The organism is Pantoea sp. NGS-ED-1003, assembly GCF_000738765.1.
Lineage (GTDB): Bacteria > Pseudomonadota > Gammaproteobacteria > Enterobacterales > Enterobacteriaceae > Pantoea > Pantoea septica.
Genome location: NZ_JPQA01000006.1, coordinates 14,312 through 36,600 on the forward strand (window position 1 = coordinate 14,312; position 22,289 = coordinate 36,600).

Annotated in this window: 18 protein-coding genes, 5 tRNA genes and 1 pseudogene; 5 read left to right on the plus strand and 19 right to left on the minus strand. The window is 57.6% G+C overall.

Annotated elements, in window-relative coordinates; all coding sequences use genetic code 11:
• Positions 1-168 precede the first annotated feature (168 nt).
• Positions 169-966, plus strand: coding sequence for an inner membrane protein YpjD (locus JS46_RS13275; RefSeq protein WP_033752029.1), 798 nt, complete (start codon positions 169-171; stop codon positions 964-966).
• A gap of 18 nt (positions 967-984) precedes the next feature.
• The gene (locus JS46_RS13280) at positions 985-2,271 is read left to right on the plus strand and encodes an HlyC/CorC family transporter (protein ID WP_033752031.1); all 1,287 of its coding nucleotides are present in this window, start codon (positions 985-987) and stop codon (positions 2,269-2,271) included.
• A gap of 67 nt (positions 2,272-2,338) precedes the next feature.
• On the opposite strand, the gene luxS is transcribed toward JS46_RS13280, so the two are convergent.
• From luxS to tam, 15 genes are all read right to left on the minus strand, one after another.
• Positions 2,339-2,854: an S-ribosylhomocysteine lyase gene (gene luxS / locus JS46_RS13285; RefSeq protein WP_033752034.1), complete on the minus strand. Its 516-nt coding sequence runs from the start codon at positions 2,852-2,854 to the stop codon at positions 2,339-2,341.
• Positions 2,855-3,003: 149 nt separating this feature from the next.
• Positions 3,004-4,608, minus strand: coding sequence for a glutamate--cysteine ligase (gene gshA / locus JS46_RS13290; RefSeq protein ID WP_033752036.1), 1,605 nt, complete (start codon positions 4,606-4,608; stop codon positions 3,004-3,006).
• A gap of 31 nt (positions 4,609-4,639) precedes the next feature.
• Positions 4,640-5,068 carry a YqaA family protein gene (locus JS46_RS13295; RefSeq protein WP_033752039.1) on the minus strand — a complete coding sequence of 143 codons (429 nt, stop codon included), beginning with the start codon at positions 5,066-5,068 and terminating at the stop codon, positions 4,640-4,642.
• Positions 5,065-5,631 carry a fructose-1-phosphate/6-phosphogluconate phosphatase gene (gene yqaB / locus JS46_RS13300; protein ID WP_033752042.1) on the minus strand — a complete coding sequence of 189 codons (567 nt, stop codon included), beginning with the start codon at positions 5,629-5,631 and terminating at the stop codon, positions 5,065-5,067. The genes JS46_RS13295 and yqaB overlap by 4 nt, the downstream gene beginning before the upstream one ends.
• A 403-nt stretch (positions 5,632-6,034) precedes the next feature.
• A tRNA-Arg gene (locus JS46_RS13305) sits at positions 6,035-6,111 on the minus strand.
• A 105-nt stretch (positions 6,112-6,216) separates the two neighbouring features.
• Positions 6,217-6,293, minus strand: a tRNA-Arg gene (locus tag JS46_RS13310).
• 95 nt (positions 6,294-6,388) lie between these two features.
• Positions 6,389-6,465, minus strand: a tRNA-Arg gene (locus tag JS46_RS13315).
• 92 nt (positions 6,466-6,557) lie between these two features.
• Positions 6,558-6,634 (minus strand) — tRNA-Arg (locus tag JS46_RS13320).
• 9 nt (positions 6,635-6,643) lie between these two features.
• A tRNA-Ser gene (locus JS46_RS13325) sits at positions 6,644-6,736 on the minus strand.
• A 305-nt stretch (positions 6,737-7,041) separates the two neighbouring features.
• Positions 7,042-7,227: a carbon storage regulator CsrA gene (gene csrA, locus JS46_RS13330; RefSeq protein ID WP_004155916.1), complete on the minus strand. Its 186-nt coding sequence runs from the start codon at positions 7,225-7,227 to the stop codon at positions 7,042-7,044.
• 250 nt (positions 7,228-7,477) lie between these two features.
• Positions 7,478-10,105 carry an alanine--tRNA ligase gene (gene alaS, locus JS46_RS13335; RefSeq protein ID WP_033752050.1) on the minus strand — a complete coding sequence of 876 codons (2,628 nt, stop codon included), beginning with the start codon at positions 10,103-10,105 and terminating at the stop codon, positions 7,478-7,480.
• A gap of 136 nt (positions 10,106-10,241) precedes the next feature.
• Positions 10,242-10,754, minus strand: a complete 513-nt coding sequence (locus tag JS46_RS13340) for a regulatory protein RecX (protein WP_081876066.1) — start codon at positions 10,752-10,754, stop codon at positions 10,242-10,244.
• 112 nt (positions 10,755-10,866) lie between these two features.
• Positions 10,867-11,940 (minus strand): recombinase RecA, encoded by a 1,074-nt coding sequence (recA, locus tag JS46_RS13345; protein WP_033752052.1) that lies wholly within the window; start codon positions 11,938-11,940, stop codon positions 10,867-10,869.
• A 95-nt stretch (positions 11,941-12,035) separates the two neighbouring features.
• Complete coding sequence (gene pncC / locus JS46_RS13350) at positions 12,036-12,530, minus strand: nicotinamide-nucleotide amidase (RefSeq protein ID WP_033752054.1); 495 nt, start codon at positions 12,528-12,530, stop codon at positions 12,036-12,038.
• A gap of 99 nt (positions 12,531-12,629) precedes the next feature.
• On the minus strand, positions 12,630-13,409 hold the full coding sequence (gene tam, locus JS46_RS13355; RefSeq protein ID WP_033752057.1) for a trans-aconitate 2-methyltransferase: 780 nt from the start codon (positions 13,407-13,409) through the stop codon (positions 12,630-12,632).
• Positions 13,410-13,554: 145 nt separating this feature from the next.
• Between tam and JS46_RS13360 the strand changes: the two genes are divergently transcribed.
• The gene (locus JS46_RS13360; RefSeq protein WP_033752060.1) at positions 13,555-14,442 is read left to right on the plus strand and encodes a dihydrodipicolinate synthase family protein; all 888 of its coding nucleotides are present in this window, start codon (positions 13,555-13,557) and stop codon (positions 14,440-14,442) included.
• 33 nt (positions 14,443-14,475) lie between these two features.
• On the opposite strand, the gene JS46_RS13365 is transcribed toward JS46_RS13360, so the two are convergent.
• Both JS46_RS13365 and mltB read right to left on the minus strand, forming a co-directional pair.
• Positions 14,476-14,814, minus strand: a complete 339-nt coding sequence (locus JS46_RS13365; protein ID WP_033752063.1) for a zinc ribbon domain-containing protein YjdM — start codon at positions 14,812-14,814, stop codon at positions 14,476-14,478.
• 77 nt (positions 14,815-14,891) lie between these two features.
• Positions 14,892-15,974: a lytic murein transglycosylase B gene (mltB, locus tag JS46_RS13370; protein WP_033752066.1), complete on the minus strand. Its 1,083-nt coding sequence runs from the start codon at positions 15,972-15,974 to the stop codon at positions 14,892-14,894.
• Between the two features lie 290 nt (positions 15,975-16,264).
• Here mltB and JS46_RS13375 point away from each other — a divergent pair, with 290 nt between their 5' ends.
• Positions 16,265-17,053, plus strand: coding sequence for an A24 family peptidase (locus tag JS46_RS13375; protein ID WP_033752068.1), 789 nt, complete (start codon positions 16,265-16,267; stop codon positions 17,051-17,053).
• A 332-nt stretch (positions 17,054-17,385) separates the two neighbouring features.
• Positions 17,386-19,947, plus strand: coding sequence for a DNA mismatch repair protein MutS (gene mutS / locus JS46_RS13380; protein ID WP_033752071.1), 2,562 nt, complete (start codon positions 17,386-17,388; stop codon positions 19,945-19,947).
• A gap of 101 nt (positions 19,948-20,048) precedes the next feature.
• On the opposite strand, the pseudogene rpoS reads toward mutS, so the two are convergent.
• Positions 20,049-21,042: pseudogene (gene rpoS / locus JS46_RS22910) on the minus strand (RNA polymerase sigma factor RpoS).
• 50 nt (positions 21,043-21,092) lie between these two features.
• Complete coding sequence (nlpD, locus tag JS46_RS13390) at positions 21,093-22,184, minus strand: murein hydrolase activator NlpD (protein ID WP_033752073.1); 1,092 nt, start codon at positions 22,182-22,184, stop codon at positions 21,093-21,095.
• Between the last annotated feature and the right edge of the window lie 105 nt (positions 22,185-22,289).

Genomic DNA, 22,289 nt, shown 5'->3' on the forward strand with positions numbered 1-22,289 from the left:
TGTCTCTCACTCAAAAAAAATCGCGAGGCGCCTGATCGGCATAATGCGGCGGATTATAACACGAAGCTGCAACGATCTCTGCTATTGCGCCTCAGATCGGTTGGAGGCGGCTTCGGCTGGCGCTATACTGCCTTTTTCCTTTCATCTCGCTGATACCTGTAAGGATCTATGTCCGTTTTCTCGCTCCTGGCGCTGTTCGCCTACTCCCTGAGTATTGCACTGATTATTCCCAGCCTGTTGAAGCGCAATAGCGGCTGGCGGCGAATGGCGGTGCTTTCCGCCTGTTTCGCGCTGGTGGCGCACGCTGTGGCGCTGCAGCAGCGCATCTTCGCCGTCGACAGCGGGCAGAACCTCAGCCTGCTGAATATCGGCTCGCTGGTGAGCCTGCTTATCTGCGCCATTATGACCATCGTCGCCTCGCGCAACCGCGGCTGGCTGCTGCTGCCGATCGTCTACAGCTTCGCCCTGATCAATCTGGCGTTCGCCACCTTTGTGCCCAACGCCTTTATCACCCATCTTGAAACCACCCCGGGCATGATGATCCATATCGGCCTGTCGCTGTTCGCCTACGCGACGCTGATTATCGCCGCGCTCTACGCGCTGCAGCTGGCATGGATCGACTATCAGCTGAAAAACAAAAAGCTGGCCTTTACCCAGGATATGCCGCCGCTGCTGAGCATCGAGCGTAAAATGTTTCATATCACCCAGGTTGGCGTCGTGCTGCTGACGCTGGTGCTCTGCACCGGCCTGTTTTATATGCATAACCTGTTCAGCGCCGAGAACGTCGATAAAGCGGTGCTGTCGATTCTTGCCTGGTTCGTCTATATCGTTTTGCTCTGGGGCCACTATCATGAAGGCTGGCGCGGACGTCGCGTTGTGTGGTTCAACTGCGGCGGCGCGCTGCTGTTGACTATGGCCTACTTCGGCAGTCGTATCTTACAGCACCTGCTGACTCACTCGTCTTAACCAAAAGGAAGTTCTGCGTTGGAACAGGTTTCAACCACCACCCTTATTATTATTCTGGTCGTTATGGTGCTGGTTTCCGCCTGGTTCGCCGGGTCGGAAACCGGCATGATGACGCTTAACCGCTATAAGCTGCGCCATCAGGCGAAAAACGGCAGCCGCGCCGCCCGCCGGGTGGAAAAGCTGCTGCGCCGCCCCGACCGCCTGCTCAGCCTGGTGCTGATCGGCAACAACCTGGTGAATATTCTGGCTTCCGCGCTCGCTACCATCGTGGGCATGCGCCTGCATGGCGATGAAGGCGTCGCCATTGCGACCGGCATCCTGACTTTTGTCGTGCTGGTGTTTGCGGAAGTGCTGCCGAAAACCGTGGCGGCGCTCTATCCCGAGCGGGTCGCTTTTCCCAGCAGCATGCTGCTGGGCCCGCTGCAGATCGTTATGTCGCCGCTGGTCTGGCTGCTGAACACCATCACGCGCCTGCTGATGCGTATGGCCGGCATGAAAACCGAGGGCGCCGCCAGCTCGGCGCTAAGCAAGGAAGAGCTGCGCACCATTGTCTACGAGTCGCGCAGCCTGATGTCGCGCCGCAATCAGGATATGCTGCTGTCAGTGCTCGATCTGGAAAAAGTCAGCGTTGACGACATCATGGTGCCGCGCAACGAAATCGTCGGCATCAATATCAACGACGACTGGAAGTCGGTGATGCGCCAGCTCAGCCACTCGCCGCACGGCCGCATCGTGCTGTTCCGCGACTCGCTGGACGACTGCGTCGGCATGCTGCGCGTACGCGAAGCCTGGCGCACCATGACCGAGAAGAAAGAGTTCAACAAAGAGACCCTGCTGCGCGCCGCCGATGAGATCTACTACGTACCAGAAGGCACGCCGCTCAATATTCAGCTGGTAAAATTCCAGCGCAACAAAAAGAAAGTCGGTCTGGTGGTGGATGAGTATGGCGATATCAAAGGCCTGGTAACCATCGAGGATATTCTGGAAGAGATCGTCGGCGACTTTACCACCTCAATGTCCCCTACCCTTGCGGAAGAGGTGATGCCGCAGAACGACGGCTCTGTGCTGGTGGAAGGCAGCGCCAACGTGCGGGAAATTAACAAGGCGTTTAACTGGCATCTGCCGGAGCAGGAAGCGCGCACCATCAACGGCATGCTGCTGGAAGCGCTGGAGGAGATCCCCGAGATCAACACGCGCGTTGAACTGGCGAACTACGCCGTCGATATTCTTGACGTGCAGGACAATATGGTAAAGCAGGTGCGCATTACGCCGCAGACGCCGCTGAAGTCCTCTGTCGGCTCCTGACGACGCCCGCCCATAAAAAACGCCGCATCGATGCGGCGTTTTTTTTACTGCGCGTGACCCACCACGACTAGATATGCAGCTCTTGCAGCTTTTCAGCCGGCAGCTTCAGATCTTCGTTGCGGTTCACGCCGATATCGTGCGCCAGCACGTTGCGCGCGATCTGCTGCGCTTCGTCGAGCGAATGCAGCTTGTAGCTGCCGCACTGGTATTCATTCAGCTCAGGGATTTGATTCTGATCCTTCACCTTCAGAACGTCTTCCATTGCTCCTTTCCATGCGCTGGCGACGCGCTGCTCGTCCGGCGTGCCGATCAGGCTCATGTAGAAACCGGTGCGGCATCCCATTGGAGAGATATCCACGATTTCTACGCCGTCGCCGTTAAGGTGATTACGCATAAAGCCCGCGAAGAGATGCTCGAGCGTATGGATACCGCGCTCGGTCAGGATCTCTTTGTTGGGACGGCAGAAACGCAGGTCAAAAACGGTGATGGTATCGCCATGGGGAGTTTTCATGGTCTTCGCAACACGCACTGCGGGCGCGGCCATAATGGTATGGTCAACGGTAAAACTGTCCAGTAGTGGCATACGTCACCTCCTGTTTTGAAATTTTTTTATAAACGATGAAACTTTTCTGTTCGCCCAACGTCTGAATATATGAAAGACGCGCATTTGTTATCATCATCCCTGACAACAGAGATGTTAATTTGGCCACATTGATGTGGCCTTTTTCTTTTCTAGCCTTCGCGACTGGCAAGGTAAGCTTCAAAATCGAGCGTATCGCCCTCTTCCAGCTTCTTCTGTGCCGCAACCGACTCCAGCGCCTGACGCGTAAAATCTTCTTCGCTAATCACTTCCAGCGGCTCTTCGCACAGCATATGACGATACTGTTCCGCCAGAGCGATGCCGGTATCGGTGACGCCGCTGGCTTTGATCGCCTGCAGAATGCGCGCCGAATAGGTTAGCTCAGGATCGTCAAAGGACGCTACCAGTTGATCGCACACCTGTTGATATTGCGTGCTGCCCTGATTGCTGTCGAGCACTTCCGCCACGCGATGCAGATCGGCGAACAGCGCTTTGCCCACTTCTACCAGCGAATGTTCAGTTTCGCTGCAGCCGACCGAAATTTTCTGGTTCGGCTTGCGCCCTTCCAGCACCACGCGATTCCAGTTTTTACGCGTGCACAGCAGCTCATCGGCGCTCATTTCAGGCGCGTCGGCCAGCGTGCACCAGATCAGGAAGAGATCGAGGAAACGCACCTGGTTGGCGTCGACGCCGATGGCAGAGAACGGGTTGATGTCGAGCGAGCGCACTTCGATATACTCAATGCCGCCGCGCAGCAGCGCATCGGAAGGCGCTTCGCCGGAGCGGGTTACGCGCTTCGGACGGATCGGCGCGTAAAGCTCGTTCTCAATCTGCAGTACGTTTGTATTAAGCTGCAGCCAGTTGCCGTCCGCATCTTTCGTGCCCATCGCGGCATACTCTTCAGACGGCGTTTTGATGGCGGCTTTTAACGCCTTAACGTATCCCTCAAGGGAGTTGAAGGTAATACCGAGACCGCTCTGCGACTTGTTGGTGTAGCCGAGGTCGCTCAGGCGCAGCGAGGTCGCATAGGGCAGCCACAGCGAATCTTTGCCATCGGTTTCAAACGGCAGTTTGCTCTCGCGTCCCTGCAGGAAGCTGGAGCTAATCGCCGGCGAGGCGCCGAAGAGATAAGGGATCACCCAGCCGTAACGGTAGTAGTTGCGGATAAGGCGCAGATAGCCGGCAGAGATGGTCTCTTTGCCGCTTTCGGCATCTTTAACGTCCGCCCACTCCTGCCAGAAGCTCAGCGGCAGCGAGAAGTTATAGTGGATGCCGGAGATGGTCTGCATCAGCGCGCCGTAGCGATTTTTCAGCCCCTGACGATAGAGCGTCTTCATGCGTCCAATGTTAGAACTGCCGTACTGCGCCAGCTCGATGCGATCGGCGTCGTCGATCAAACAAGGCATGCTGAAAGGCCACATGCGCTCTTCAGCCAGCTCGCGCGCCACATGGCGATGGATATCGCGCAGAAACGCCAGCATATGGTCGATGTTTTGATCCACCGGCGTGATGAATTCCAGCAGCGTTTCCGCGAAGTCGGTGGTAATCCAGTCATGCTTCAGCGCCGATCCCAGCGAGTCGGGATGGCCGCTCTCCGCCAGATGACCATCAGGCTTTACGCGCAGCGTTTCGCGTTCAATGCCGCGGCCAATACCTTTCAAGGCATTGGGATGCGCTTCCAGCCAGGAGAGCGCTTTAGATACGTCCGGGATCACATTAACCTCCCGCTGGGACAGTAATTTATTTTTGTTCAGCATAATGTTAACCCTAGCCTCGAATCTGTGCGAATCAATGCCACCATTGCAAACCCTGTAAGGTGGCGGTCGCGATAACGATATAACGCAGTGTTTTCCCGACGGCGAGAAACAGCAGGACCGGAAGCCAGGCAAAGCGCATCCAGCCTGCGAGCACGCAGAGCAGGTCGCCGATTACCGGCAGCCAGCTCAGCAACAGCGCTGCAGGTCCCAGTCGGTGCAACCACGTTATTGCTGTGTCATGCCATCGCCCCTGCCGTTTCAACGGCAGCAAGCGACCAAGAAAAATATTGGTTATGCCGCCCAGCGTATTTCCCACTGATGCAGCGACAATCAATCCAAAAACGGAAGCCTTTTTGGCAACCAGTAACGCAATCAGCAGCGCCTCAGAACTTCCCGGTAACAGGGTGGCGCTGAGAAAGCTGCTGCCAAACAGAGAAGCAAGCGCCAGAACGTCACTCACAGCAGGCGCACGTCAACCACATCCATACCGGCCGCTTTCGCCGCCTGTACGCCAAAATCGGCGTCTTCGAACACTACGCACCGTGCGGGCTCGACGCCCATCAGCGCTGCGCAGCGTAAAAACGTATCGGGTTCGGGTTTGTGACGCTCGACGTCGTCGGCGCCCACCACCGCAGTGAAGAGCTCGCGAACGCCCAGCTGGTTGAGCAGCGCATCCGCCATGCTGTGTTCGCTTCCTGTGCCGACCGCCATCGGACGGCGGCCGTGATAGGCTTTCACCACCTCCATCAGCGGAAGCGGACGCACGTTTTCCAGCAGCATGGCCTTAACCGCCGCGGTTTTTTCGGCGGCCAGCTGATACGGATCCTGAGAGGAGCGGTTTTGTTCGATAATAAATTGCGCAAGTCGCCAGGTGGGCGCGCCGTTGAAACCAACCATTTGCGATTCGTCTAACGACAATCCATATCGTCCCAGTACCTGATGCCACGCTTTTCGATGTGTCGGCTCGGTATCGAGAATCGTGCCGTCCATATCGAAAATCAGTGCGTCATATTGATCGTACATCGTCACTCCGGACATCCAACAAATGAGCCATTACTTTAGCCTAATGCGCCCAGGTTGTCGCCAGGGGACATGAACAGCAAATGCTTTGAAAGCATTAGCAATTTTTCTTTTCAGAAAAAGATGATCGCGCGATGCCGGAGATAATTGCCGGAAATTTCAGTGAGTTTGAGTTTTGTTACAGCTGTGAATGGTAAGCAGGAAAGGAGAATAAAGCGTATTGAAAAAGGGGCTTAGACAGGAGATGAGGTACTGTTCATATCGTGGAGTATGGTGCATCCGGGAGGATTACTCGGCTTTCGCCTCGCCCTCGGGCCGTTGCTCACGCAACGTTTTCCTCCCTCGTACTGTCTGGCATTCAGTCAGGCCATATCAGTTCGGGGCGCACTGTTCATATCGTAAATTATGGTGCATCCGGGAGGATTCGAACCTCCGACCGCTCGGTTCGTAGCCGAGTACTCTATCCAGCTGAGCTACGGATGCATCGGGAAAGCATTTTGCAGGGGGTAAATCAGATAACCAGGAAGTGCCGGCAATTACGCGTCTCGCGTTGAGACATCTTGCCCATACTGTCGATATCGCAAAGTATGGTGCATCCGGGAGGATTCGAACCTCCGACCGCTCGGTTCGTAGCCGAGTACTCTATCCAGCTGAGCTACGGATGCATCGGGAAATCGTTTTACAGGGATTAAATCAGACAACCAGGAAGTGCCAGAATTAACGCGTCTCGCCTGAGACATCTTGCCCATATCCAGAGATATGGTGCATCCGGGAGGATTCGAACCTCCGACCGCTCGGTTCGTAGCCGAGTACTCTATCCAGCTGAGCTACGGATGCATAGATAATTCTTGTACAACGCAGGGTGCTAACAACTCACCGAGAAAGGAACGACTCTTTCACTTACTTTTTTATTCCGCATCTTTAAAAGATGGTGCATCCGGGAGGATTCGAACCTCCGACCGCTCGGTTCGTAGCCGAGTACTCTATCCAGCTGAGCTACGGATGCATCGGAAAATGGCGGTGAGGCGGGGATTCGAACCCCGGATGCAGCTTTTGACCGCATACTCCCTTAGCAGGGGAGCGCCTTCAGCCTCTCGGCCACCTCACCTTACGCGTTCTTCCGAACCGTGCGTCTGAACGTTGTATCTGCTCATCGGCACTGCGTGGCGCACATATTACTTTCCCGCACTTATAAGTCAAACAATTTTTCCCACCGCTCGATCGTTTGCACAAATGACGCTCAATTGGCGTAATTTGCCGACAAAAAGAGTGAATTATCAACAGTAAAAGCGAGCAGTCAGGAAAATAATCAGAAAGACGGAGCGGGAGTAAACCAAGGCGAAGCGGGAAGAAAAGAGGCGTAAAGCGGAAAAGCGGTAGCGCCTCGCAAAATCCGGCGAGGCGCTGAATCCGTTAGTAACTCGTTTGCTGAGTTTTTTCGGCCTGAATGCGCTGATAAATCTCTTCGCGATGCACTGAGACCTCTTTTGGCGCGTTCACACCAATACGAACCTGGTTACCTTTCACACCCAGCACCGTTACAGTCACCTCATCGCCAATCATGAGGGTTTCACCAACTCGACGAGTTAGAATAAGCATTCTTTGCTCCTTGAAAGATTAAAAGAGTCGGGCTCTGTTTGGGCTCCCGGCATTATCCATCATTTAACGCTGAACATTGACTATGACAAATACACCAATGTACGTCGCTACGCCAATACATTCTGCTGATAGTTAGTTTAGCCGAAATACACTACATCAACCTGACTTTGTCATTACCTGATGCACATCGTATTAAAAAGCGCCGGAACCTCAGGCCCTGGCGCTTTTCACGATGCATTGTTCTATTTCGTTACAGGCGGCTGCTGACCCAGCTTTCAACGCCCGCCAGCGCGCCTTTCAGCGCCTGCGCATCGGTGCCGCCGGCCTGGGCCATATCGGGTCGCCCGCCGCCTTTGCCGCCAACCTGCTGCGCCAGTTCGCCCACCAGCTCGCCCGCTTTTACGCGGTCAGTGAGATCTTTGGTTACGCCTGCAATTAACGACACTTTTCCTTCCGCTACGGTCGCCAGCACAATGACCGCCGAACCCAGCTGATTTTTCAGATCGTCTACCATGGTGCGCAACATTTTCGGCTCTACGTTGCTCAGTTCGCTAACCAGCAGCTTCACGCCTTGAATGTCGATCGCTTTATTGCTCAATGAAGCGCTCTCAAGCGCAGCCTGCTGATCGCGCAGCTGCTGCAGCTCTTTCTCCAGCGAGCGCACATGATCGACCAGTCCGCGCACCTTGTCGTTCAGATTGCTGCTGTTGGCTTTCACCAACTGCGCAATCTCGTTCAGCTGACTGCTCTGCGCATAAACCTGCGCCAGCGCGCCCTCGCCAGTTACGGCTTCGATACGGCGTACGCCTGCGGCCGTGCCGGACTCGCTCAAAATGCGGAACAGGCCAATATCGCCGGTGCGCGCAGCGTGGGTACCGCCGCACAGTTCGATGGAGAAATCGCCCATGGTCAGCACGCGCACGCGCTGATCGTACTTCTCGCCGAACAGCGCCATCGCGCCCTTGCCTTTCGCCGCGTCGATATCCATCACTTCGGTTTCGACCGGCAGGTTGCGGCGGATCTGCGCGTTGACGATCTCTTCGACCTGATGAAGCTCCTGCGGTTTCATCGCTTCAAAATGCGAGAAGTCGAAACGCAGATACTTATCATTGACCAGCGACCCCTTCTGCGCCACATGTTCGCCGAGAACTTCACGCAGCGCCGCGTGCAGCAGATGCGTTGCAGAGTGGTTCAGACGAATGCGCGCGCGGCGCGCTTCGTCAACCTGCGCCTCAACGCGATCGTTGATACGCAGATGACCAGCCGTCAGCTTACCGATATGGCCGATAGCCTGACCATATTTTTGTGTATCCTGGACGCTAAATTCAGCATTCTTCCCTTTCAGCAAGCCTGTATCGCCTACCTGGCCGCCCGATTCACCATAAAACGGCGTTTCGTCCAGCACCACGACCGCTTCCTGACCTGCGGCTACTTCCTCTACCGCGACGCCGTCAACGTAAATAGCCTTCACGCTAGCCGCTAGATCGAGCTGGTCGTAGCCTTTGAAGGCGGAGGCCGCATCGATGCTGATGACGTTGCTGTAATCGGCGCCGAAACCGCTGGCCTCGCGCGCGCGCTGGCGCTGCTGCTCCATTGCTTTTTCAAAGCCGGCTTCGTCGATTTTCAGGTTGCGCTCGCGGCAGACGTCGGCCGTAAGATCGGCCGGGAAGCCGAAGGTATCGTACAGACGGAAGACGGTTTCACCGTCCAGCGTATCGCCCTGCAGCCTGGCCAGCTCCTCGTCCAGCAGCGCCAGACCGCGCTCCAGCGTTTTCGCGAACTGCTCTTCTTCAGTCTTGAGTACCGTTTCCACCTGGCTCTGCTGACGCTTAAGATCGTCGCCCGCAGCGCCCATTACCTCGACCAGCGGGGCGACCAGCTTGTAGAAGAACGCCTCTTTCGCGCCCAGCATATTGCCGTGGCGTACCGCACGACGAATGATGCGGCGCAGTACGTAGCCGCGGTTTTCGTTCGACGGGATAACGCCGTCGGCGATGAGAAACGCGCAGGAGCGGATATGGTCGGCGATAACGCGCAGCGACTTATTGCTGAGGTCAGTCGCGCCGGTGACGCTGGCTACCGCTTTGATCAGTTTGTCGAACAGATCGATTTCATAGTTGGAATTAACGTGCTGCAGCACGGCGGAGATACGCTCCAGGCCCATGCCGGTATCGACCGAGGGCTTCGGCAGCGGCAGCATGGTGCCGTCCGGCTGACGGTTGAACTGCATAAAGACGATATTCCAGATCTCGATATAGCGATCGCCATCTTCTTCCGGGCTTCCCGGCGGTCCGCCCCAGATGTGGTCGCCATGATCGTAGAAAATTTCGCTGCATGGTCCGCAAGGACCGGTATCGCCCATCTGCCAGAAGTTGTCAGAGGCGTACGCGCTGCCTTTGTTGTCGCCGATACGAATAATGCGCTCGCGCGGCACGCCGATATCGTTGGCCCAGATGTCGTAGGCTTCGTCATCGGTCTCATAAACGGTGACCCACAGACGCTCTTTCGGCAGAGCGAACCAGGTTTCTCCCGTCAGCAGTTCCCAGGCATAAGCAATCGCCTCTTTCTTGAAGTAGTCGCCGAAGCTGAAGTTGCCCAGCATTTCAAAGAAAGTGTGGTGACGTGCGGTATAACCGACGTTTTCCAGATCGTTGTGCTTGCCGCCTGCACGCACGCAGCGCTGCGACGTGGTCGCGCGCGAATAGTTGCGCTTGTCCTGTCCAAGGAAAACATCCTTGAACTGAACCATGCCGGCGTTGGTGAACAGCAGCGTCGGGTCGTTATTCGGTACGAGGGAGCTGCTGGCTACAACCTGATGTCCCTTGCTATGGAAAAAGTCGAGAAACGCTTGACGGATCTCAGCAGTGCTCTTGCTCATATATATCCTGGAATCACGCTAACGAAAGTTCCGTCCGGTCAGACAAGCCGCATCCGCGCAGTTGTCCGTTCAGTGGAACAAAAAAGTGGGAATAAGATAAATTTTCTTCACAGGGAAGTAAAACCCCGCGCGGCTTTCAGTCATCAAAATTTCTGAAAACGGACTGAATATCCTCCATGAAAAAGCCTTTTGCCTGCAAAAAGCGCTGAACTTTGGCTTTTGCCTTCCATTCCGTGGGCAAAGGAAGACCGAATTTGCGCTCCGCCAGCTGCGCGGCGCAGGCGCCCCAGTCAATCTCACAGGCTTCCATCGCAATATCAATTTCTGGCCGCGCGATGCCTTTTTGTCCCAGCTCTAGCCGGATACGCTGCGGGCCGTACCCTTTACGGCTGCGGCTCTGGATAAAGCGCTCAGTAAAGCGCGCCTCATTAAGCCAGCCGTTTTCCTGGCACCAGCCGATGACTTTATCCAGCTGCGCGTCGGTAATGATTTCAGGGTCGTTCTGCTGGATAAAGGCCGCTCGCTGCACTGACTGCTGCAGCTTTCTGCGCAGTTCGGCCTCGCTGTGATCGCGCTGCGCCAGAATGCGCATAGCGCGGTCGAGCAGTCGCGGAAAAGCGATTTCCTTAGGTTGCGGTTGTTCACTCATAGCGGTCACCTTGCTCAATCAGAAGGGGATTATGGCGGCAGAACGAGGGGGAAGAAAAGAGAGGGTCGTTAAAACTAAAAACGGGAGTGGATTGCCCACTCCCGTTACAGGGTTAGAAATCTTCGTTCGTCTCGCTGGCTGCGTCTTCCAGCGCGCCTGCTGGCGCATTAGCGGCGCCCGCTTCGGCATTCGCGCTGTTCAGCAGCATCTCACGCAGTTTAACGTCCAGCTCGTTGGCGATCGCCGGGTTTTCCTTAAGGAAGTTGGTGGCGTTCGCTTTACCCTGGCCAATCTTGTCGCCGTTGTAGCTATACCAGGCGCCTGCTTTTTCCACCAGCTTATACTTCACGCCCAGGTCGACCAGCTCGCCGAAGGTGTTGATGCCTTCGCCGTACATGATCTGGAACTCGGCCTGCTTAAACGGCGCGGCGATTTTATTTTTCACCACTTTAACGCGGGTTTCGCTGCCGACCACTTCGTCGCCCTCTTTGATCGCGCCGATACGACGGATATCAAGACGAACAGAAGCGTAGAACTTCAGCGCGTTACCACCGGTAGTGGTTTCCGGGTTACCGAACATAACGCCGATTTTCATACGGATCTGGTTGATGAAGATCAGCAGCGTGTTGGACTGCTTCAGGTTACCCGCCAGCTTACGCATCGCCTGACTCATCATACGCGCCGCAAGGCCCATGTGAGAGTCGCCGATTTCGCCTTCGATTTCCGCTTTCGGCGTCAGCGCCGCGACGGAGTCGACGATGATAACGTCCACGGCGCCTGAACGCGCCAGCGCGTCACAGATTTCTAGCGCCTGCTCGCCGGTGTCCGGCTGAGAACAGAGCAGATTGTCGATGTCTACGCCGAGCTTCTTGGCATACACCGGATCCAGCGCGTGTTCAGCATCGATAAAGGCGCAGGTTTTGCCTTTGCGCTGTGCTGAAGCGATAACCTGCAGCGTCAGCGTAGTTTTACCAGAAGATTCCGGACCATAGATTTCGACCATACGGCCCATCGGCAAACCGCCGGCGCCCAGCGCGATATCCAGTGAAAGCGAACCGGTAGAAATGGTTTCCACGTCCATTGAGCGGTCTTCACCCAGACGCATGATGGAGCCTTTACCGAATTGCTTCTCAATCTGGCCCAGCGCAGCAGCTAAAGCCTTCTGTTTGTTTTCGTCAATTGCCATTTCTACTCCTGACTCATACGGGGGTAAGCACGCTACAAATGCCTGCTCGCTTTCTGTTGCTGCTAATTATACTGTATAGTCATACAGTATCAAGCTTAATTTGCCAAAAAATCGTCCTGTAATGTCTGTAGCGCAAAGGCTACGGACTGCCGACGTACCGCCTCGCGATCCCCTTGAAATTGCTGGCGTTTCGCTACTACTTTTCCGCCTGGCGCCGCGAAGCCGAACCATACGGTGCCGACCGGTTTTTCCGCGCTGCCGCCGTCCGGTCCGGCGATGCCGCTGACCGATAGCGCATAGTCCGCCTGCGCGGCGCGCTGTGCGCCCTGCGCCATCTCGCGCACCACGGCTTCGCTCACCGCGCCGTGCTGCGCAAGCGAAGCCGCAGCAACCCCCACCAGCTCCTGCTTGGCCTCATTGCTGTAGGTTACGAAACCGCGTTCGAACCAGGCGGAGCTGCCGCTGATGTCGGTAAATACTTTGGCGATCCAGCCGCCCGTGCAGGACTCGGCGCAGGTTACCGTCGCGCTTGCCGCCTGAAGGCGTTTGCCTATTGCCGCGCTTAAGCGCTGCAGTTCCAGATCGTTCATCGCCACTCATCCTTTTAGCCTGGTTAAGAGAACATGGTGCAGAAGCGGGATATTTTCAACCCGTCCCGCACATTGCCTGCCCGCTTTGCGCAACGCCTCTCAGCGCGAAGTCCCCTTTTTCACCGCTACGATAAAAAGACGCGGGAAGGCGAGCAAAATGCGGCCGTCGGCGCGCGGCGGATAGGCCAGCCGCAGCGCCTGATGATACTGCTCCAGAAAACGCGGCTGCTCGTCAGGTTCCAGCGCGTTGAGAAACGGCCGCAGTCCGGTCGCTTGCAGCCACAGGACAATCGCCTGCGCGTCGGGCATTACGTGGTAATAGGTGGTGCGCCAGAGATCCACTTCGCAGCCCGCCTGCGCCAGCAAATCGTAATAGCGCTCGCTGGTGAGCGGCTTTTTCCGCTCTACGTCGCCGATACGCTGACGCCAGGGATCGCAGGCGGCGATTTCGCGCATCAGACGATGCGAAGGCTCCTGCAGATTATCCGGCATCTGTATCGCCAGCGCGCCGCCGCTCGCCAGCTGACTCGCCAGCTGCGGCAACAGGCTGTCGTGCGCGTCCAGCCACTGCAGCGAAGCATTAGCATAAATTACCTGCTGCGGCTCAGCGGCGCGCCAGCGCCGAATATCCTCCTTGAGGAAAGTGCAGTGCGGCAGCCGTTCGCGCGCCTGCGCCAGCATCGCTTCAGAACTGTCCAGCCCGATAATCCGCGCGTCGGGCCAGGCGTGAGCCAGCAGCTCGGTGCTGTTGCCTGGTCCGCAGCCTAAATCCGTGGCGAAACGCACGTCGGTAACGGGAATACGTGCCAGCAGCTCTTGCGCAGGCCGCGTCCTTTCCGATTCGAACTGTCGATAAAGTTGGGGATCCCAGTCCTGCATCTTGAGCCTCTGTGTGAGTAAGCCTGAATACGCTGCGAAGCGGAAAAATGCGATGCGCTGCCCAATTTTACGCGCTGCGCTGGCAGAGCGTCACGCTGCGCATTAGTTTAAAACTGTGTTTCATTTTTCACGTTCAGGAGCGTTTATGATCTCGCAACCCGCATTTTCCGGCGTGTGGTGCCCCTCCGTTACGCCTTTTACGTCGCAAGGAGAGCCAGATATCGACGCGCTGGGTCGCCACTTCGCCCGACTAAACGCGTCAGGCATTAATACCTTACTGCTGATGGGCAGCATTGGCGAATTTGCTTCGCTGACGCAGCAGGAGCGATTGCTGTTGATTCGCGAGGCGCGACAGCTCTCGCCGCTCAGCATGGTCGCCAATATCTCCAGCACCTGCGTGTCGGATATGCTGGCGCTGGCCGAGGCCGCCTGGCAAAACGACTTCGACGCGGTGATGGTGCTGCCGCCCTACTACTACGGCCAGACGCCGCGTCAGCTGCTCAGCTACTTCCGCGCGCTGGATAAGCAGATCGGCGGCAGATGGTTCGCCTATAATTTTCCGGCGCGTACCGGCTGCGATTTGACGCCGACGCTGGTCAGCGAGCTGACGGCCGAACTGCCTAATTTTATCGGCATAAAAGATACGGTCGACTGCCTGTCGCATAATCGCGCGCTGATCGAAGAAACTAAAAAGGTGCGCGACGATTTCGCCGTGCTCTCCGGCTATGACGAATATCTGGTGCCGAATCTGCTGGCAGGCGGCGCGGGCGTGATTTCAGGTCTGAATAACATCGTGCCGGAGCTTTTCGCCGCGGCGATGCAGGCGTGGCGCGAGCAGGATCTGGCGGCGCTGACGCGCATTCAGCAGCGCATCGGCAAGATGATGGCGATTTACGCCATCGGAGAGGATTTTGTCACCACCATTAAAACCGCGGTGGCACGTCGGTTCGATTCGATGACCAGCCAGTCGCGCAACTATGGCGGCGCGCTGAGCGCTGAGCAATGCGAGGCGCTCGACCGGCTGTTTGACTAAGGCGCTGATGCGGGCGCGACGCGCCCGCCTGCGTTATCCGCGCTTTACGAACTCCGATTTCAGCTTCATCGGGCCGAAACCGTCGATCTTGCAGTCGATATTATGATCGCCCTCAACCAGACGGATCCCTTTCACGCGGGTGCCGATCTTCAGCGTGGAGGAGCTGCCCTTCACTTTGAGATCTTTAATCACGGTCACCGTATCGCCATCTTCCAGCAGATTGCCGTTGGCGTCGCGCACCACAAGACGATCCGCAGTGCTTTCGCCTTCGCCCGGCGACCAGATATGACCACAGGCGGGACAGTTGAGGTTGTCGCCATCCTGCCAGCTGTAATCAGCCTGACAAAGGGGACATGCGGGAAGTGATTGCATAACAGCTCCTGAAACAACAGATATGATGACGCCAGAGGGGCGCCATCATATACCCGCACTATTGATAAGGGCAACTATCAGAACATCGCGCCGCTGCGCGCTTTGCTAACCGCCTCGCCCAGCTGCCATACCGCCATCGCGTAGTGCGTGCTGTGGTTGTAGCGGGTAATAACGTAGAAGTTAGGCAGTCCGTACCAGTACTGATAGCTGGTGCCCATATCCAGACGCAGCAGGCTGACCTGGTTATTGCCGTCGAGCGAACCCTGCGGAGAGAGGCCGGACGCCGCCAGCATCTGCGGCGTGTAGCTGGTTTTGAAGCCGTTCTCCAGCAGCGGTGCCTGACCGCTGGCGGGAACGGCGACGCCCTCTCCGCTGCGCCAGCCGTGCTCTTTGAAGTAGTGCGCGACGCTGCCGATGGCGTCTACCGGATCCCACAGATTGACGTGGCCGTCGCCGTTGAAATCCACCGCATACTGCTGATAGGAAGAAGGCATAAACTGACCGTAGCCCATCGCGCCGGCGAACGATCCCTTCAGATCCAGCGGATCGTCCTCTTCGTTGCGCGCCATCAGCAGGAAGGTTTCCAGCTCGCTGCTGAAGTAGCTGGCGCGGCGCGGATAGTTAAACGACAGCGTGGCGAGCGCGTCGAGAATGCGCGTTTTCCCCATGACGCGGCCCCAGCGCGTCTCTACGCCGATAATGCCGACAATAATCTCCGGCGGCACGCCGTAGACCTGCTGCGCGCGCGTTAAGGCGTCCTGGTACTGGTTCCAGAAGGCGACGCCGTTCTGCACGTTGTCCGGCGTAATGAACTGCTTGCGATAGCGGATCCAGGCGCCGTTGGGCCCGGCGGGCGGCGTATAGGCGGGTGCCTGACGATCCATCAGGCGCAGTACGTAGTCCAGCCGTTTCGCCTGGCCGATAACCGCGTGCAGCTGCTGGCGATCGAAGCCATGCTTCTCCACCATCTGGTCGATGAATTTTTCGGCGGCCGGATTACCGGCAAAGTCGCCAAGCACAGGCTGGACGGCGTGAGACTGTTCCAGCAGAAAGCCCCCTTTCGGCGCTGCCAGGGTAGCGGCCTGCGGCGCGGATTCAGGTTTACTGCTGCAGGCGGCAAGTAAGGCAACAAGCGGAAGCAAGGTGATCTTAAAACGCATTTGATATCCATAAGCATGCAGTGAAGGTAACGAATTATGGTAAACATTCACTCACGGAATAGACAGGGCGAAACGCAAAAATAGCGCCAGTGCATAGCTGTGAACTGGCGCAGGAAGCGCGGCAAACGGCCGCGCTGTTTCAGCGTCATCCTGCGGCACGGGACGCAAGGCTCACGGAAAACAGCAGGTTATGCTGTACGCCGACAGCAATAAAGATAGAGTGCGTTCAGACCCTGGCGGTTAAGCCGGTTGCTCAAAACCGGCGCATCAAGGAAGAGGAACCGAAACCGATGAGCTATGACCTCTTATGCTGGTTGCTGCTGGCCGCCGCCGCGCTCTGCGTCGGCAGCTTTCTCAACGTGGTGATCTATCGCCTGCCGCTGATGGTGCTGCAACCGCAGCCGGGATTCTCGCTGCTGCTGCCTCGCTCCCACTGCCCGTGCTGCAAAACGCCGGTGCGCGCAGGCGACTGCGTTCCGCTGCTCGGCTGGCTGCGCCTGCGCGGCCGCTGCCGCAGCTGCTGCCGTCCCATTTCATGGCGTTACCCGGCGATCGAACTCGCCGCGCTGGCGATAAGCCTGCTGCTTGCCTGGCGGCTGCCGTGGAACGGCGCGCTGCTGGCGGCGCTGGTGATGAGCGGCTTTTTGCTGACGTTATCGCTGATCGACCTGCGCGTCCAGCTGCTGCCCGATGCGCTGACTCTGCCGCTGCTCTGGCTCGGGCTGCTGTTTCAGGCCTTGGGTGTTCTGCCGCGCAGCAGTCCGGCGGAGGCGATCCTTGGTGCCGCCAGCGGCTATTTGCTGTTCCGGCTGCTGGCCTGGGCCTGGCGTTTGTTCCGTCATCGGGAGGCGCTGGGCGGCGGCGACGCCGTGCTGCTGGCGGCGCTCGGTGCCTGGCTAGGGTGGCAGCCGCTTCCCCTGCTGCTGCTGATCGCCTCCTGCGCCGGTTTAAGCGCCGCGCTGCTGGCGCGCCTGTGTATGCGGCGTCCGCTGCATCTGCCCTTGCCTTTCGGCCCCTGCCTGGCGCTGGCGGGTGAAATGCTGCTGCTGGAGCAGCTGGCATCAGCGCCTTTTGCGTAGCGCCTCGCACAGGCTCGCTATCAAACGGAGATCCGTTGGGCTTTTAGGCCGCGGCCTGATAACGTCGTGCGCATTAACCCAGGTTTTGCGGCACTCGCCTTATTCGTTCAGGACGAAGCGCGTTTGCCCTGGCGGTGAAAAAGCGGCAGCCTTGATGTTCAGCAGGCAACTTTTCATAATGGCTTTCAGACGCAGCTTATCTCACAGCCAGGGCCGCATTTTTCCGTGCATCCTCTCTGTTTCTGAATGGGTTGATCCCGTTACATACGCCAGATCGCGCAGTCCGATGCAAGGCTTGCCCAATAACCGAATGATTTAAGAGCTAATTATTTATGAACAAATCAGTCGATAAGGACATCACCGCTCATACGCCTATGATGCAGCAGTATCTGCGCCTCAAGGCGGAACACCCTGACATTCTGCTGTTTTACCGCATGGGCGACTTCTACGAGCTCTTCTATGACGACGCGAAACGCGCCTCGCAGCTGCTGGAGATCTCACTGACCAAACGCGGCGCTTCGGCAGGCGAACCGATCCCGATGGCGGGCGTGCCCTACCATGCGGTGGAGAGCTATCTGGCGAAACTGGTGCAGCTGGGCGAATCCGTGGCGATTTGCGAGCAGATCGGCGATCCGGCGCTGAGCAAAGGGCCGGTTGAACGCAAGGTGGTGCGCATCGTCACTCCGGGCACCATCAGCGACGAAGCGCTGCTGCAGGAGCGTCACGACAACCTGCTGGCCGCCATCGTGCAGAGCCCGCAGGGGTTCGGCTACGCCACGCTCGATATCAGCTCCGGCCGTTTTCGCCTGAGCGAACCGGCGGACGCCGAAACCATGGCCGCCGAACTGCAGCGCACCAATCCTGCCGAACTGCTCTATCCGGAAGATCTGCAGGCGATGTCGCTGATTGATCAGCGTCGCGGCCTGCGCCGTCGTCCGCTGTGGGAGTTCGAGATCGCGACCGCGCGTCAGCAGCTGAATATGCAGTTCGGCACCCGCGATCTTAATGGATTCGGCGTCGAGCAGGCGCATCAGGCGCTGCGCGCGGCGGGCTGCCTGCTACAGTACGTTAAGGATACGCAGCGCACCAGCCTGCCGCATATCCGCTCGCTCAGCATGGAGCGGCAGCAGGACAGCATCATCATGGACGCCGCCACGCGCCGCAATCTGGAAATTACGCAGAACCTCGCCGGCGGCACGGAGAACACGCTGGCGGCGGTGCTGGATCGAACCGTGACGCCTATGGGCAGCCGCATGCTCAAGCGCTGGCTGCATATGCCGCTGCGCGACGCGCAGACGATCGGTCAGCGCCAGGACGCCATCGCCGAGCTTCAGCCGCTGAGCGACACCCTGCAGCCGGTGCTACGCCAGGTGGGCGATCTGGAGCGTATTCTGGCGCGTCTGGCGCTGCGTACCGCGCGTCCGCGCGATTTAGCCCGCATGCGCCACGCTTTTCAGCAGCTGCCGGAGCTGAACGCCCTGCTGGCCAACGTCGAATCGACGGCGCTGATCCGTCTGCGCGCACATATGGGCGAGTTCACCGAGCTGCGCGAGCTGCTTGAAGCGGCGATTATCGAGGCGCCGCCGGTGCTGATCCGCGACGGCGGCGTTATCGCGCCAGGGTACAACGCGGAGCTGGATGAGTGGCGCGCGCTGGCGGACGGCGCCACCGACTATCTGGACAGGCTGGAGATCCGCGAGCGCGAAAAGCTTGGCCTCGACACGCTCAAGGTTGGCTACAACGCCATCCACGGCTACTACATTCAGGTCAGCCGCGGCCAGAGCGACCATGTGCCGATCCACTACGTGCGCCGCCAGACGCTGAAAAACGCCGAGCGCTATATCATCCCGGAACTGAAAGAGTACGAGGATAAGGTGCTGACCTCGAAGGGCAAGGCGCTGGCGCTGGAGAAAAGCCTCTACGAGTCGCTGTTTGACCAGCTGCTGCCCCATCTGGAAGCGCTGCAGCTCAGCGCCGCCGCGCTCGCCGAGCTGGACGTGCTGAGCAACCTGGCGGAACGCGCCTGGACGCTGAACTACTGCCGCCCGACGCTGCAGGAGAAACCCGGCATTAAAATCACCGGCGGTCGCCATCCGGTGGTTGAGCAGGTGCTGAAAGAGCCGTTTATCGCCAACCCGCTGTCGCTAACGCCACAGCGCCGCATGCTGATCATCACCGGCCCCAATATGGGCGGTAAGAGCACCTACATGCGTCAGGCGGCGCTGATCGCGCTGATGACCTGGATTGGCAGCTTTGTGCCGGCGGAAGAGGCGGTGACCGGTCCGCTGGATCGTATCTTTACCCGTATCGGCGCGGCGGACGATCTCGCCTCGGGCCGTTCGACCTTTATGGTGGAGATGACGGAAACCGCCAATATTCTGCATAACGCCACCGAAAACAGCCTGGTGCTGATGGATGAAATCGGGCGCGGCACCTCGACCTATGACGGCCTGTCGCTGGCCTGGGCCTGCGCGGAGAGCCTGGCGAACCGCATCAAGGCGATGACGCTGTTCGCCACCCACTATTTCGAGTTGACCACGCTGCCGGAGAAAATGGAAGGCGTGTTCAACGTCCATCTGGACGCGGTCGAACATGGCGACACCATCGCCTTTATGCACAGCGTGCAGGAAGGGGCAGCCAGCAAAAGCTACGGTCTGGCGGTCGCGGCGCTGGCGGGCGTGCCGAAAGAGGTTATCAAGCGCGCGCGCAATAAGCTGAAGGAGCTGGAGACGCTGTCGAACCATTCCGCCTCTTCGACCCTCGACGGCTCGCAGCTGCCGCTGCTGGTTGAAGAGAGCTCGCCAGCCGTGGAGGCGCTTGAAGCGCTGGATCCCGACACCCTGACGCCGCGTCAGGCGCTGGAGTGGATTTACCGACTGAAGTCACTGGTGTAGCGCTCCCTGGCGGCAGGTCTTCCCGGCCCTGCCGCCGCTGTCGCAGCAAAAAAAAAGCGGAGGCCCACGGCCACCGCTTTTTTGTACTTACAACTTGTCACTTACTCACGAAACAGCGCTTCAATGTTCAGACCCTGCGCCTGCAGGATTTCACGCAGACGACGCAGGCCTTCAACCTGAATCTGGCGTACGCGCTCGCGGGTCAGACCGATTTCGCGGCCCACGTCCTCAAGCGTTGCCGCTTCATAGCCTAACAGGCCGAAACGACGCGCCAGCACTTCGCAGCTGCTTGGCGTTCAGTTCGAACAGCCACTTAACGATACTCTGCTTCATATCGTCATCCTGCGTGGTGTCTTCCGGACCGTTGTCTTTCTCATCGGCCAGAATGTCCAGCAGCGCTTTTTCGGAGTCCCCGCCTAACGGCGTATCAACCGAGGTGATGCGCTCGTTAAGACGCAGCATACGGCTGACGTCGTCAACGGGCTTATCCAGCTGCTCCGCGATCTCTTCCGCACTCGGCTCATGATCGAGCTTGTGGGAGAGTTCACGCGCGGTGCGCAGATAAACATTCAGCTCTTTAACAATGTGAATCGGCAGGCGGATGGTACGGGTTTGATTCATGATCGCCCGTTCAATCGTCTGACGAATCCACCAGGTGGCATAGGTTGAGAAACGGAACCCACGCTCTGGGTCGAACTTCTCAACGGCACGGATTAAACCGAGATTGCCCTCTTCAATCAGGTCAAGCAGCGCGAGACCACGATTGCTGTAGCGGCGGGCAATCTTCACCACCAGTCGTAAGTTACTTTCAATCATGCGGCGACGAGAAGGAATATCGCCTCGTAATGCGCGGCGAGCGAAGAACACTTCTTCCTCTGCCGTTAACAGCGGGGAATAGCCAATCTCCCCGAGATAGAGCTGCGTCGCATCCAAAACGCGCTGCGTCGCACCCTGTGACAACAACTCTTCTTCCGCTACGTCGTTATCACTGGGTTCGTTTTCAACAAGAGCCTTCTCATCAAAAACCTCAGCTCCGTTCTCCTCGAATTCCGCATCTTCATGTAACTCGTTTACTTTCAGCGTATTCTGGCTCATAAGCGGCTCCTACCCGTGATCCCAGGGCAGAACAGCAGGGTTCTGCCGGTTTATCGCTGCGGCAAATAACGCAACGGGTTTACGGATTTCCCCTTGTAACGAATTTCAAAATGTAATCTAACTGAACTGGTTCCGGTGCTACCCATGGTAGCGATCTTTTGCCCCGCCTTAACTTCCTGTTGTTCCCGGACCAGCATTGTATCGTTATGGGCGTAGGCACTCAGGTAATCATCATTGTGCTTAATGATGATCAGGTTGCCGTAACCCCGAAGCGCGTTGCCTGCGTACACTACTCTTCCTGATGCGGTAGCGACGACAGGTTGTCCACGCGAACCAGCGATATCGATTCCTTTGTTCCCCCCTTCAGAGGCGGAGAAGTTATCGATAATCTTCCCATCGGTCGGCCAACGCCAGCTTCCAACCGGCGTCGAACTGTTCGTTGTACTGCTAACCGTGGGCGGTGCGGCAACCACGGGGGGAGCTGTTGTCGTTGCAACATTTGTTCCCTTCGACGGCAACATTTTGCTACCAGACGAGTTACCCGAATCATCAGAATACGTAATAACTGGTTGCTGTGCAACAGGCGCTGGTTTAATTTGCGGCGCGGTCGGGACGCCGCCCTGCGTTGCGTCGGCTGCGGTAATCGCATTGCCGCCCGTAATCGGCTGGCCTGAGCCGTTGCCAACCTGCAGCGTCTGGCCGACATTCAGGCCGTACGGGGCCTGCACGTTGTTGCGCTGCGCCAGATCGCGGAAATCGTTGCCGGTAATCCAGGCGATATAGAACAGCGTGTCGCCGCGTTTAACGGTATAAGTATCGCCGGCGTAACTACCTTTCGGAATATTCTGATAACTGCGGTTGTATACGATGCGGCCGTTTTGCGTCTGAACATTATCATTGCCGCTAACCATTGCACCGCTGCTGGGCGCGGAAGGTACAGTGTTGCTAATCATACCTCCCTGACGTGGCATCGATGGAACGCCGCCTGACGCGCTAAGCATGCCGCCGCTGCTGCCATTATCTCCAACCTGGCTAATGGGTGCTTGTGTGTTGTCGCCTGAACTACAGCCTGCCAGCCAAAATCCAACCAGAGAAAGCGCCGCAAGGCGGCGTAACTGAAATATTGGGCTTCCCGTGCTCATTGTTCCCCCGTGATGGCAAACCTGAATAACGCTTCTTGCTAACGCACCAGCACAAAGCTCTGTGAGGCGTATTAAAGCCTGCGTATAACGCATGAAAATGGATAG

What these genes read in the sequence shown, in the direction of transcription:
- yqaB (WP_033752042.1), bottom strand. Translation starts at nt 5,631, where the DNA reads ATGTACGATCAATATGACGCACTGATTTTCGATATGGACGGCACGATT.
- JS46_RS13375 (WP_033752068.1), top strand. Translation starts at nt 16,265, where the DNA reads ATGAGCTATGACCTCTTATGCTGGTTGCTGCTGGCCGCCGCCGCGCTC.
- alaS (WP_033752050.1), bottom strand. Translation starts at nt 10,105, where the DNA reads ATGAGCAAGAGCACTGCTGAGATCCGTCAAGCGTTTCTCGACTTTTTC.
- JS46_RS13340 (WP_081876066.1), bottom strand. Translation starts at nt 10,754, where the DNA reads ATGAGTGAACAACCGCAACCTAAGGAAATCGCTTTTCCGCGACTGCTC.
- recA (WP_033752052.1), bottom strand. Translation starts at nt 11,940, where the DNA reads ATGGCAATTGACGAAAACAAACAGAAGGCTTTAGCTGCTGCGCTGGGC.
- luxS (WP_033752034.1), bottom strand. Translation starts at nt 2,854, where the DNA reads ATGCCACTACTGGACAGTTTTACCGTTGACCATACCATTATGGCCGCG.
- tam (WP_033752057.1), bottom strand. Translation starts at nt 13,409, where the DNA reads ATGCAGGACTGGGATCCCCAACTTTATCGACAGTTCGAATCGGAAAGG.
- pncC (WP_033752054.1), bottom strand. Translation starts at nt 12,530, where the DNA reads ATGAACGATCTGGAACTGCAGCGCTTAAGCGCGGCAATAGGCAAACGC.
- JS46_RS13275 (WP_033752029.1), top strand. Translation starts at nt 169, where the DNA reads ATGTCCGTTTTCTCGCTCCTGGCGCTGTTCGCCTACTCCCTGAGTATT.
- JS46_RS13365 (WP_033752063.1), bottom strand. Translation starts at nt 14,814, where the DNA reads ATGCAATCACTTCCCGCATGTCCCCTTTGTCAGGCTGATTACAGCTGG.
- mutS (WP_033752071.1), top strand. Translation starts at nt 17,386, where the DNA reads ATGAACAAATCAGTCGATAAGGACATCACCGCTCATACGCCTATGATG.
- JS46_RS13360 (WP_033752060.1), top strand. Translation starts at nt 13,555, where the DNA reads ATGATCTCGCAACCCGCATTTTCCGGCGTGTGGTGCCCCTCCGTTACG.
- mltB (WP_033752066.1), bottom strand. Translation starts at nt 15,974, where the DNA reads ATGCGTTTTAAGATCACCTTGCTTCCGCTTGTTGCCTTACTTGCCGCC.
- nlpD (WP_033752073.1), bottom strand. Translation starts at nt 22,184, where the DNA reads ATGAGCACGGGAAGCCCAATATTTCAGTTACGCCGCCTTGCGGCGCTT.
- csrA (WP_004155916.1), bottom strand. Translation starts at nt 7,227, where the DNA reads ATGCTTATTCTAACTCGTCGAGTTGGTGAAACCCTCATGATTGGCGAT.
- gshA (WP_033752036.1), bottom strand. Translation starts at nt 4,608, where the DNA reads ATGCTGAACAAAAATAAATTACTGTCCCAGCGGGAGGTTAATGTGATC.